General features: G+C 48.1%; 10 protein-coding genes. 4 read left to right on the top strand and 6 right to left on the bottom strand.

What is annotated here, in order from left to right:
- Nucleotides 1–845 precede the first annotated feature (845 nt).
- The 4 genes from F557_RS21845 to F557_RS0111980 all read left to right on the top strand — a co-directional run bounded on the left by F557_RS21845 (nt 846) and on the right by F557_RS0111980 (nt 3300).
- Entirely contained in the window at nt 846–1091 is a 246-nt protein-coding gene (locus F557_RS21845) for a hypothetical protein (protein ID WP_084761633.1), read from the top strand.
- Between the two features lie 412 nt (nt 1092–1503).
- Nucleotides 1504–2175: a CsgG/HfaB family protein gene (locus F557_RS0111990; protein ID WP_019002465.1), complete on the top strand. Its 672-nt coding sequence runs from the start codon at nt 1504–1506 to the stop codon at nt 2173–2175.
- A 23-nt stretch (nt 2176–2198) separates the two neighbouring features.
- Nucleotides 2199–2642, top strand: a complete 444-nt coding sequence (locus F557_RS21350; protein WP_084761632.1) for a DUF4810 domain-containing protein — start codon at nt 2199–2201, stop codon at nt 2640–2642.
- Nucleotides 2632–3300, top strand: coding sequence for a GNA1162 family protein (locus F557_RS0111980; protein ID WP_019002463.1), 669 nt, complete (start codon nt 2632–2634; stop codon nt 3298–3300). Before F557_RS21350 ends, F557_RS0111980 begins: the two co-directional genes overlap by 11 nt.
- A gap of 401 nt (nt 3301–3701) precedes the next feature.
- Here F557_RS0111980 and F557_RS0111975 read toward each other — a convergent pair whose 3' ends face one another.
- From F557_RS0111975 to F557_RS19795, 6 genes are all read right to left on the bottom strand, one after another.
- Nucleotides 3702–4319, bottom strand: coding sequence for a DNA-3-methyladenine glycosylase I (locus tag F557_RS0111975; protein ID WP_019002462.1), 618 nt, complete (start codon nt 4317–4319; stop codon nt 3702–3704).
- Between the two features lie 79 nt (nt 4320–4398).
- A complete protein-coding gene (locus F557_RS0111970) occupies nt 4399–6624 on the bottom strand; it encodes an ATP-binding protein (protein ID WP_019002461.1) in 2226 nt (741 codons plus the stop codon).
- Between the two features lie 22 nt (nt 6625–6646).
- The gene (locus F557_RS0111965) at nt 6647–7840 is read right to left on the bottom strand and encodes an FIST N-terminal domain-containing protein (protein ID WP_169335196.1); all 1194 of its coding nucleotides are present in this window, start codon (nt 7838–7840) and stop codon (nt 6647–6649) included.
- A 172-nt stretch (nt 7841–8012) separates the two neighbouring features.
- The gene (locus F557_RS19800) at nt 8013–9422 is read right to left on the bottom strand and encodes a response regulator (RefSeq protein WP_157617868.1); all 1410 of its coding nucleotides are present in this window, start codon (nt 9420–9422) and stop codon (nt 8013–8015) included.
- Between the two features lie 538 nt (nt 9423–9960).
- Nucleotides 9961–10893 carry a hypothetical protein gene (locus F557_RS0111945; protein WP_157617867.1) on the bottom strand — a complete coding sequence of 311 codons (933 nt, stop codon included), beginning with the start codon at nt 10891–10893 and terminating at the stop codon, nt 9961–9963.
- Between the two features lie 80 nt (nt 10894–10973).
- Complete coding sequence (locus tag F557_RS19795) at nt 10974–11927, bottom strand: 3'-5' exonuclease (protein ID WP_019002455.1); 954 nt, start codon at nt 11925–11927, stop codon at nt 10974–10976.
- Between the last annotated feature and the right edge of the window lie 178 nt (nt 11928–12105).

The following is a 12105-nucleotide window of genomic DNA, read 5'->3' as shown; positions in this document are numbered from 1 at the left end:
TCCGCCCTCCGGAATTATTCTCCGGAATGCGGAGCTGATCTGTTTCCGGAGTTCTCCTGATCCCGAACGGCTGAAAAATCTCTCAAGAAAGTAATTAATGTAAAAAACTTCTTGATCACATCTGTGACATACGTTTCATCCGAAATACTATGCACCGTCTATTCTTGATTTGTACGCTGTCAGTTAATATCTTTTTTGTCTTTCACAAATTTGATGTTATCAGAAAATGGACCACATCTGAATTGTTCCCCCCCCCTCCCCACTAAAATGGCTCTCCTTTGACATGTCTTGCGATGCACAGGATACCTTGATTCAAATATGAAAGTTCTAGGTTGCAGTCATGCAGGTTCAGCATCACGGCTTTCATTTTAAATGCCATACTCTCCATCCGAATAGAAACACTGATTCAAAGCCCCAATGCAAAATCAAGGTTGAGCTGAACACTCATTTTGAACAGCAAGCTGTCTATTCCCAATGTCTCATCAATCGGAACAAATCTGATATACCTCTCTGGGTTTGACATCTCATTTAATCCTGTTATCAGAGCCAGGCTTTCATCATCAGCAGTTCTCTCATAATCAATGTGATCATTTAGACCGGATTATGAAAATTTCACATATTTTAAACTTCTCCATCTCAAAAATTCCAAATTAATAGTCCACTTGAGATGCTAGGACTGTCTGAAAAAGTACCGTGCAATACGTGATATTTGCTTCAAAATAATGATTATTTTGTATATTGATCACAATTAGAATGCTAATCATAAGTAAAAAGTGGTCAAACAAAAAAAACAAATGTAAACTAATTAAAGCTTAACTGATTTTTTTGATGTTAAGGATGAGAACATGAAAAATCGTTTCTTAATGCTAATAGGCATTATCGCTTTGATTTTTACAACTTATGCTGAGGCTGGAGGGCACCGCGGAGGATATCATTCGCATTCTCATATAAACGGTTATTACCGAAGTAATGGTTCATATGTTTCTCCTCATTACCGCTCAGGAAGAGATGGTTATCACAACAATAACTGGTCGGTTCAAGGAAATACAAATCCATATACAGGTAAACCAGGAACTAAAAACAGATGGTAATTAGGAATAAAAGATCCCACATGAAAATTTGGAATTTATTTCTATTATCGTTAATAGCATATTTAACGTTCAACGAATCATTAGCAGATAAAACTTTAAAAGCTTATATCAGATATCGCCGCGCTGATTATTAATGGAGTCATGATTATGCGGTAAAAGGATTTACTATAAACGGTAGTGAATTGAAGGCTTTAGCCAAAAAACATGATTATAAATCAAATTACAAGAGTTATTCAACCTATTTTATCGTACCATGAAAATCCGGTGGTTATACAAGTTTAGATATAGGCAGTAATTATTTACCATCATATAAAAGAGAGGCAAAAGATCAAGACGACATAACCTGAAAAATTAAAAAAATTGGAATTATTGTAATTAGCAAATATCGCTTACCATAAAAGGAAAATCAAAAATGAAGAAAGATTATTATATAATGGTAATAGCATTTTCTGTTTTGTTAATAACAGGATGCGCTGTGGAATCTCATACTGCAATTAATACAGAAAAAGCAGAAGTATCTATAACACGGTCTGTTTCTGGTCAAAAAATTCAGGTCGCAATTGGACAGTTTGCAAATCACTCCAGTTTTCAAAACGGGATTTTTTCTGATGGGGTTGATAAATTAGGTTCCCAGGCAGAGACAATACTCATAACTTTTCTTCAGCAAGCCGGTTGTTATATGGTTCTTGATAGAAATAATATGAAAGCTCTTGCGCGAGAATCTAATTTTAATAACACCACTCAAAATATTGCCGGAGCTCGTTATGTTATTACAGGAGATATAGTTGAATTCGGAAGAAAGACAGTTGGTGATCATGAACTGTGGGGCATTCTTGGTCATGGCAAAAAGCAGGTCGCTTATGCTAATGTCAATTTAAATATTGTGGATGTAAAAACTTCTGCGGTTGTTTATTCCTCTACAGGTGCTGGTGAGTATGCATTGTCCAGTCGTGATGTTATCGGCTTTGGCAGTAATGCTGGATATGATTCGACACTTAACGGAAAAGTATTGAGTCTCGCTATCCGGGAAGCGGTAAATGATTTGACAAGGGCTATTGATCAGGGGTTATGGAGACCTGAATAAATATATAAGGATGTAATAACAATATGATTTATCAATTCCGTAGAGTTATTCTGCTCATATCTTACTGCACTATTTTAACAGGATGTGCAAGTGCTGATTATATATACTATCACGATTCTTCCTATACAGAATCAATGTATATGTTTTTAAAAGACGATCCAGACTATCAAGAACAATTAGAACTCATGGATACGTATTTTGAAAAAGCTGAATCAAGTGGGAAAAAAGTTGCCCCTGGAGCTTACGCTCATTATGCGATACTTAAGTCAAAAATCGGCGCTGAAGGAGAGACTCTGAAATACTTGGAAAAGGAAAAAGAAGCTTTTCCGGACTCCGTACATTACATAGATTTTTTAATAGAAACCTCTAAGAAAAAACAGCAAACTACAAACACTGATAACAAGACTAATAATTCTGATGGTAACAATTCTGAACAGAATGTTGCGGAGGGAAATAATGAACATTAAAACCATGTTTTTTTGGATGTTTGCCATCTTAATGTTTTCAGGATGCGCAACTCGGGAACATATGGATTATACAGCATTTAAAAATGCTGATCCTCATTCTATTTTAGTTGCCATGCCCTCTTCTGTTTCTAATGATGTTAATTCAGGACCTGCAGTACTTGCTTCAGTATCATTGCCTTTATCAGAGGCTGGTTATTATGTAATACCGGTAACACTGGCAAATGAAACCTTTAAGTATAATGGGGTCTCCGATGCTTCTGAGATTCGTAATATACCTCGAGAAAAGATAAAAGAGGTTTTTGGTGTCGATGCCATAATGTACTTGACTATAAATGAATACCAGACGCATTATACGTTGCTTGACAGCTATTTTCAGGTTTCAGTAACTGCTGAATTAGTTAATGTATCAGACGGTACCGTTCTTTGGAAAGAAACATCCATAATGAACAATAAATCAGGAAGCTCAGGTAATATTTTCGCAGATTTAATTGCAGCCTTATTTAAACATGCAATCAATGAGGCCGCTGAACTGGGATATAATGTCTCTGTGAATAATTCCTACATGATGTTTACTCCAGATAATCCTTATATTTATGATCCTATTTTAAGCGGACCTTATTCACCAAAATACCGCAAGGATAAAATATTAAATAAGTAACAACTGGTTAGACGGTAATATGGCATGGGTTTGACCGTACTGTTCACAGCCCATTGAAGACACGACAAGTTTGACCATAAATATTTGTCTAAATAAGGAAAGACGCCATCCCTATCAATCACTCTTTGAGCAGACGATACAGAATGGCGTCTATTTACAACTATCGGCTGTTAGTATTTACCCATGGAAATCTTCCATTTTGGAACATGACTAGCTTCACTATTTTTTCTGATTACTTGAAGCGAGTAGAGGTTTTAGCTCCCTAATTGCAGGTTTCACAGCCGTTGATTCTATTGTAATAGAATTATCTCAGATGAATAAAAAAAAATACTCTGCCCCTGCCTCACCGGCAAAAACATTACATTCAGAACAGCAGCAGAACTGAAGGAGAGCGCCGGCACTCAGCTCTGCTCCGGAAGCACCTCCGCATCCCGCGGAAGCGTAACGGAAGGATACCCGGCTGAAAGCGCCCGGAAGCAGGGACAGCTCCGGTCGTGGTCGTTAATAATCCCGCAGGCCTGGAGATGCGAATAGACGGTAACCGGGCCCACAAACCGGAAGCCGCGTTTTTTGAGATCCCGGCTCAGCCGGAGTGACAGGCCGTTACTCACCGGCACCGTCCCGGTATCATGACCCTGATAACAGATGGTTTTTCCGCCGGAATATGACCAGATAAAATCACAGAAGCTTCCGAACTCCTTCCGGACGGCAAGAAAGCAGCGGGCATTCCCGATAACCGCCTGCACCTTGCGGGGAGAACGGATCATTCCGGGAGTTCCGAGAATGCGTTCCTCATCACTGGCATCGTAGCCAGCCACCCTTTCATAATCGAAATCAGCAAAACAGCTGCGAAAAATCTCCCGTTTCCTGAGCATGAGGTTCCAGCTGAGACCGCACTGAAGACATTCCAGGGAAAGATGCTCGAACATCAGCCGGTCGTCATGCACCGGGACGCCCCACTCGGTATCATGATATTTTCTGTTTGCCTCGCTGGTGCGGGCCCAGTCACAGTAGCCCATACCCTGTCCCTCTCTGTGCTTCTAATAAAGCGCTCCCGGTGGATTCCTCCGGCGTTACCGGCAGATAGGGAGACGCCGGTCAGCTCATCTCCAGTTCTCCGGACTTTATCAGATCCCGGGTTTCCCGGAAAACATCGCAAAGCTCCTGATGATGCTGCAGCGCATAACCGATATCATTGACCCTTACCGCCTGCTCGATGCCCCGGGCCAGCTCTGACAGCACCCGGGCTCCCACAGTCAGCGCCGAGCTTTTAAGAGCATGAACCTTCACCTGGTAATTGATCCAGTCCTCTGCCTTGAACAGCCTGTCGATTTCGTCAATGGGATTCAGGGTTACAAAGGTATCCAGCATCTTCCGGTAAAAATCACGGTTGTTCATGCAGTAACGGAGACCAACCCGGGTGTCCACCAGCAGGCCGGAAACCTCATGCCCTGCAGCGGAATCTGTCTCCGAAAGCTCGCAGGAAAGGTGAGAGAACGGTGCTCCGGTTCCTCCGGAGGGAGCTAAGGAAGCCGCAGACAGAGCGGGCCCCGTCCAGGTGGTGTCGGACTCATTCTGGGATGAATTCACCGGATGGCCAATAGTATCGTCTGCCGCCGGATTCGGCACCATCATTTCAGAAGGCAGCGTCCGCCGTAGCACCTGATCCATTTCATAGGGATCCACCGGCTTTGACAGAAAATCCTGAAACCCCAGCCGCCGGTATTCCTGCGCCGCCCCGCTGAGAGCGTTGGCGGTCAGCGCCACTATCGGAGTTACATCCCCAAAGGGCATCTTTCTGATCATGCCGGCAGCCTCCACTCCGTCCATAACCGGCATCATATGATCCATGAATATCAGATCATAGCGGGTTTTGGCACATTTTATCAGCGCCTCCGCTCCGCAGGTGGCAGTTTCCACCGTGGCCTTGTAAGGAGCCAGAATACCGCTCACCACCTTCAGATTAAGATCGTTGTCATCCACAATCAGAATTCTGGTGTTCTTGAGAGTAAAGGAAGCCTTGAACACATCCTGGCTGAATATCCCCTCCGAAAGGATCATGCTCATTTCACCCACCGGGCTCATGTCCCGGGATTTTGTGAGAATGTCAAAGGTGAAGGTGGTTCCCCTGCCGTATTCGCTTACCACCTGGAGATTGCCGCCCATCATGTTAACCAGATTTTTGGAAATGGCCAGTCCCAGACCGGTACCCTCCACCGATCTGTTCCTTTTGGTATCCACCTGAGTGAAATTGTCGAAGATTCTCTCCAGCTGATCCTTCTTGATGCCTATCCCGGTGTCCGTAACGGAATAGTACACCCGGTACATTCTGTTGGGCTCCGGCACCGTTTCGGTCCAGATCTTCAGAGTAATAGAACCGTTATTGGTAAACTTGATGGCGTTGCCCAGAAGGTTAATAAGAATCTGCTTTATGCGCACCTCGTCGCCGAACTGCTCGTCAGGAATCCGGTGATCAATGTCCATAAGAAACTTAATGGGCTTTTCATTAATGCGAATCCTGATAAGCGCATGGACGTCTGAGATGACCGAGGTCAGCTTGAAATGATTGTTGATGATTTCCATCTTGCCGGACTCGATTTTGGAGAAGTCCAGAATATCGTTGATGATGGACAGCAGGGTTTTTGAGGAGGATCTGATCATTGAGGCATAGGATTTCGCCTTAGAATCCGTACAGTCCCGGAGGATGAATTCCGACATCCCCACAATGGCATTCATGGGAGTACGGATCTCGTGAGACATATTGGCCAAGAAATTGCTCTTCGCCCGATCGGCCTGCTGGGCATGCTCAATGGCCTCCACCATGGCGGTTACGTTAACAAACACCAGATTGAGACCGGAAACCTCGTTCTGCTGCTCCATGGGGCTGATGATAACCTGAATATCGAAATTCCGCCCGTCTATGACAGTCTTTATGAGATAGGGAGGCACATCAGTTCCGTTCAGCACCTGCTCGCATTTATCCATAAGCTCCTGAGACTGTTCCGGACTCAGATAGTTCCTGAGCACCTGGTGCAGGGGCAGGCCGCGCTGCACCTGAGCCTTGGTAATTTCCTTCTCATGCCGGAAATAGATATTGGAAATCATCACGGTCTGCATCTGCCGGTTGGTCAGAATCAGAAGATAGGGAGAGGATTTCAGAAGCTGGTTTATATAGAATATCTGCTGATTAATATCCTTCTGAATATACGCCTGGGTGCGTGATGCCTGATCGTTGGCAATGCGCAGAAGCTCATTATTCTTCTTTAATCTGCGGAGCTCACGGCTCAGCTTCTTTATTTCCAGCTGATAATCTGCTTCTTCCATATTTTCACCTCCTGAAAGCACGTTAAATCATCAGGATGGAAAACGTGAAATTATGAAAGGAATTATAGAAATTTCCGGTTTTGCTGCCCTTTGTCGGACAAAACTCCCCGTAGCTGTAAATGCCGATAAGAGAGACATCGTCCGGCAGCCCCTTCCGGTAGGCCTGAGCCTCGGCATCGGTATCGGAACCGAGAGCGATAAACCTGGCACAGCAGGTACTGCAAAGGATGGTTTTATAACGGCCGTTGCTGTTTCTGAGATCCTCGAACACCTGATCGAAGCCCTTGGCAACCGAGGTCTGCACATCGGCTCTGCTGATGATAGCCACGCTCATTACGGCGTTATCGGGAATGGCTCCCAGAAAGCCTGCCGAACCATGCTCCTGATCCAGATATGCCAGGGTACGGGCGTACTCCACCTGATCGCCGTTGGGATATTCCATGGACACCACAAACGGCGAGAGAATGTAGTCTCCCAGCACCATCCTCTTGTCAACGTTCATCCCCTGCTGCCGCAGCACGTCCACAAAGGTATCCTGCCCGAGACGGTAAACAATATTGCGTTTCGATTCGGTAACCAGGTAGCTGGAGGTGGCCTTGTTGTTAATGGAGTTAATATGATAGAACTTGGGCTCCACGTTTCCGGCTACCAGGATGATTACCTGACCGTGCTTCCGGATCTGATCGTTGCAGAAAATCCGGTAGCCCCCCATACTGAAGCCGTCAGACGCCAGGGATCCGTAGACCGGAAGATTTCCGGAAAGCCGGTTAAGCTCGGAAAGAACGTAGTCGGCATCCACATCCGTATCCTCCTTCACCATCTCGCCCAGGGTCAGAATAAAACGGGGCTTTTCGGGAAGCGCGGACTCGGCCTTCCTGTAGGTCTCCTCAAGCTTCTCCTGGAAATTCTCGATACTGAAATCATCGGTGACAGCCGCTGAAAAGTAGCAGTCATCGGCAGAGATAATCATGAATGAAATGCCCAGATTCCGGAATTCCCGGCCCAGCAGCATAGCCATGGCCGTACAGCCGACAATCGGGAAATCCCACTTCTGCTTCAGGATTTCATAAAGCTCGGCATAATTGGTTTCCTCCTCGGCAAAAATAAGACCGATAGAATTCCTGTGCAGGGTAAAATCCTTTACCTGCTCAAAAATTTCAGAGGCGGCCTGCGCCAGATCATCAATCTCTTCGGTATAAGCTGTTATCGAATCCATAATATACCCCCTCAAAACTTCCGGAAACGCTCCCGGAACAGCATGACAAAAATTCTTTCCCGGTTCTGGCTCCGTATGCAGTAACATCGAATGTTCCCCGGCCGTCTTTCTGCCGGGAAGCGGCAGTGCGGCCCCGCACTGCAGCGCCAGAAAAGCTTCGGACTCCCGCCCTTCAGGATTCCTGGTGCGGGAAGCAGACGCTGTGGCACATCCGGTAATCCCGATCATCGTCAATCATGGCAATCATGATTCTCCCGATTTCGGGATCAAACTGCGTGCCCAGCCCCTCTTCAATTTCCGACCGCACCTTCCGCTGCGGAAGAGCCTCGCGGTAGCTACGGTCAGAGCTCATGGCATCATAGCAGTCGGCAACGCTGATAATTCTGGCAATCTCCGGAATATCCTGGCCCTTTTTGCCGTCCGGATAGCCACGGCCGTCATAACGCTCATGATGCCAGCGGGCCCCGATATACAGGAGGGGCATTACCGTAATGTTTTTCAGAATTTCATAGCCGCGGACCGTGTGCGACTTGATAATGCGGTATTCCTCATCCGTAAGCTTGCCGGGCTTGTCAATAATGCCGTTGGGAATGGCAATCTTTCCAATGTCATGCAGGAGCGCCACATTATAGATTTCATTCTGCTCGTACTGGCCCTTGCCCATGCGTCTGGCAATTTCCCGGGAATACTGTGCCACCCTTCTGGAATGGCCGTTGGTATAGGCATCCTTGGCGTCAATGGCCCCGGCCAGAGCGTAGATAGTCTGATCGGACAGGGCCTGCAGACGCATATTGGCGGCCAGGAGATCCCGGTTCTTCTGCCGGATCTCATCCCGGAGCTCATTCTGGAAATGCGACAGCTCCAGAATGCGGCGAATTCTCTGAATGGCCACCTGCATGACAATGGGCTTGGTAAGGTAGTCCATGGCCCCGTACTGAAAGATCTCCGCCGCGGTATCCACATCATCATCGGCAGTAACTACAATCACCGGAAGATTCCGGGCGCTCTCAATCTCCGACAGCGCCTCCATAACCTCGAAACCGTCCATGCCGGGCATATGCAGATCCAGAAGCAGCAGATCCGGAACCTCCTGCCGTATCAGATCCATAGCCTCCCGTCCTGATGCGGCGGTTCTGATGCTGTAGCAGATGGAAAGAATCTCCGTAAAGGCAATAAGATTGCCGGGATCATCATCCGCAATCAGAATGGTGTCCTTGCGAATCTTCTGCAGTGCATCCCGCACCTTCTGCGTCACCACCTCCGGAAGCGCCGGCTTTCTGATGAAATCCAGAACCCCCAGACGATAGGCGTTAGTCAGATCGATTTTCATGGTGCTGGAGGCAAGAAGAATTATTTTGATATCCGCAACAGAGGCATCGGACCGGATCCACTCCACAATGGGCATCCCTTCGCTATGCACTGACGAAATTCCCAGAAGGAGAAGATCGAAGCGAGATGACTTAAGTTCCCCTATGCAGAATTCTGGGGCCACCGACAGCACCTCGTAGCCGGCTTTCCGGAGAATCATTTCAATGATCATGGAGTTCATTTCATCATGATCGGAAAGCAAAATTCTAACCATAGCCACCTTATCCGGCTGATAAAACCTTATTGCAACAATTTCTGATTCCCGGCATGTAAACCGGATCCCCAGACGGTACCGGCAACGCCGGAAAAACACCCTATTCCGGATAGTTTATCAATTTGAAGTAACAAAGATCTGTCAGAAGGTCACAAAATCGCCGAATCTCATGTGATCCAGGCGGCATTATGATTTCAGAAACAGTACGCGGAAGCCCGGAGAGGCCGGTACCGGGGAAACTGCGGCGCAGGATGAAAAATCGCAGCAGGCTCCAGTCAGCTGTCAGGGAACCGGAAAAAACAGTACTGCTGATAAATACCGGATAAAAATCAGGAAAAGCCCGAAAGGTGCCCTGGCTTTTCAAAAACTGCGGGATTTCTCTGAGGACGGGGGGGAGCTTCCGGAGACCGGCTCAGAGGCGACGCCCCTGAATTCAGAAATAAAGAAGGAACCGGGGCCTTCTTCAGGAGCTCCGGGATTCCGGGCACCTTCATGACAGGCTTTCCGGTTCCTTTCAGAAACGCCGGAAACTCTGATTTCAGCGCTTCCGGTAGCGCTCCCAGGGAGCACTCTCAATAATACGGACATTCCGGTCATCAGGATCCATCATGATGTCCCGGACCGCCTCCAGCTCCTCCTGAAGCTCCTTTTCAGTATAAACGGTCTTGCTCCAGCAGCGATCCTCCCCGCTCCATCTGAACCGGCGCTGCTTAAGCTCCTCCTTCTGATTAAAGCAATTCCTTACCTGAATGGTGCTGGCTGCGGAATCCGCCTCCTGAACCATGTGCTCCAGGGCTCCCGGAACCATGCTGACAAACCACAGAAGTGCCAGGCAGCGATCCACCGGTGTTCTTTCATTAAAGAACACCCTTTTGTTCAGACACAGGAGATGCATGCTGGAAAACTGTGCCGGCAGATCCTCGTCCAGCTCCGCCCAGGGAAAGCCCCGGCCGCCCGTTACCCACGATACCGCCCCCAGTTCCGGGAAGCGGATGTCAAAGGGAGGCCTTTCGGTATACGGAAGGAGTGACACCGCAAAGGGAGCTACTCCTCCGGTACGGGGTTCCTTCCGGAACATCTCCCGCACCTCCTCGTCATCGAATTTCCGGGCGGCGGTGGTATAGAGGTCCTGATTCTCGCGGACATTTTCCGGGGGATTCTCGAGGCCGCTCCAGATCCGGTCAATACTTACCAGCTTCGAGGTATAGCGGTCATACGAAACCCGCAGCATGGCAAGTCCGTACATCCGGCCGTCCCGAGCCTGGATATCCTCGGAAAGAATTACCATGCTGCGCAGCGGATCCGGATTATCCGAAGGCCGGCCAAGCTCAATGGGAAGCTTCTGATTCGCGCCGGCAAATCTCATAAAGGGAATCTCAATCTCCAGCCGGAAATTCTCGGGATGCTCCCGGATAGCGGGAATCCGATCCAGGGGAAACTGCCTTGCAATGCTTTCTGTCATTTCTGCCACTCTCTCTTATGTCCTTTCTCTGTCTTTTCTCGTTTTTTTCTTCTTTCATGTTTCTCCTGCGGGGCAGGCGGTGCCGCCCGTCACCGCCCGAGAGCCTCCAGCTTGTCCCGGTAACGGGTGTAGGCATCCAGAACGGAAACCTGAATCTGGGCATCAGGAATCAGCATCTGCCCCCGGAGCATTTCCAGCTCCCGGTTCACCTCGTTCTGATCCTGGCAGATTTTCTCCCAGGCATTGCGGAATCTGACATAACGGTAACCAAAGTCCCTGAAGGCATCCCGGTGATTCCAGGTATTTCCGCCGGCCCCGACTCTGAGAGCCAGATTCCGGCGGCGGGCATTCTGAAGCAGCGACACCATCACCCCGGGGGTGGTATGAAGCAGCCAAAGAAGCGCCAGACAGTCATTTATGGCCCGGTGCGCATCATAAAAGTAGCCCCGCTGGTTCAGAAGATACTCCTGCTTCCGGGAGGCAATTCCGGGAAACAGCCTGTGCCAGTCCACATCGTTCACGGTGCAGGCCCAGGGAAGCCTGAGATTCATGCTGGCAAAGAGCGGGGAAAAACGCTTTTCCACGAACCCCCGGTCCATGGTGGCATTGTGTGCCACCACCAGCGGACTGTCCTGAAAATACTTCATTACGCGGGCTTCATCAAAATGCCGCCCCTCCACCATGCTGTTGTCAATGCCGGTAATTCTGGTAATGAGCTCGGGAATTGGCTCCTCCGGCTGCTCGAAAGCGTCATATACCGAAACGATCCTGGTAATCCGGGCCTCGTGAATTGAGTACTTCACCTTCACCATGCCCAGCTCGATAATCTGGGCACTGTCCAGCTCCAGCCCGGTGGTTTCCGTATCCAGAATAATCAGGGATTTTTCATCCGGAGCCTCGGGGCCCAGCACCACCGGATAATTGGACTCCTCATCGTAATCTGAAAACGGCACCCGCTCCAGAAGCCGGTAGCCCCCGGGATTTGCCTGAATCTCCGGAAGAATCTCCAGAGGAAAGTGTTCAATCTTGTCGGAATCTGTCATATAAAGCCTCCATTAACCGCCTGCAGCACCAATCAGCGCAATCTTCTGTAAGCATGGTTTCCGTACCGCTGCAGACCTCTGTATCAATTCCCTTGCCGCTGCCGGAGTATTTGTCTTCAGTAACGGCCTTCTGCTCAGATTAACTCGTAATTCTAGCTTTTTGCAGAAAAAAAGCACG

This window comes from Succinimonas amylolytica DSM 2873, from assembly GCF_000378405.1.
In the GTDB taxonomy this organism is placed as follows: Bacteria; Pseudomonadota; Gammaproteobacteria; order Enterobacterales; family Succinivibrionaceae; genus Succinimonas; species Succinimonas amylolytica.
Note: the sequence above shows the minus strand (reverse complement) of the source record. Positions and strands in the feature narration are given on the sequence as shown.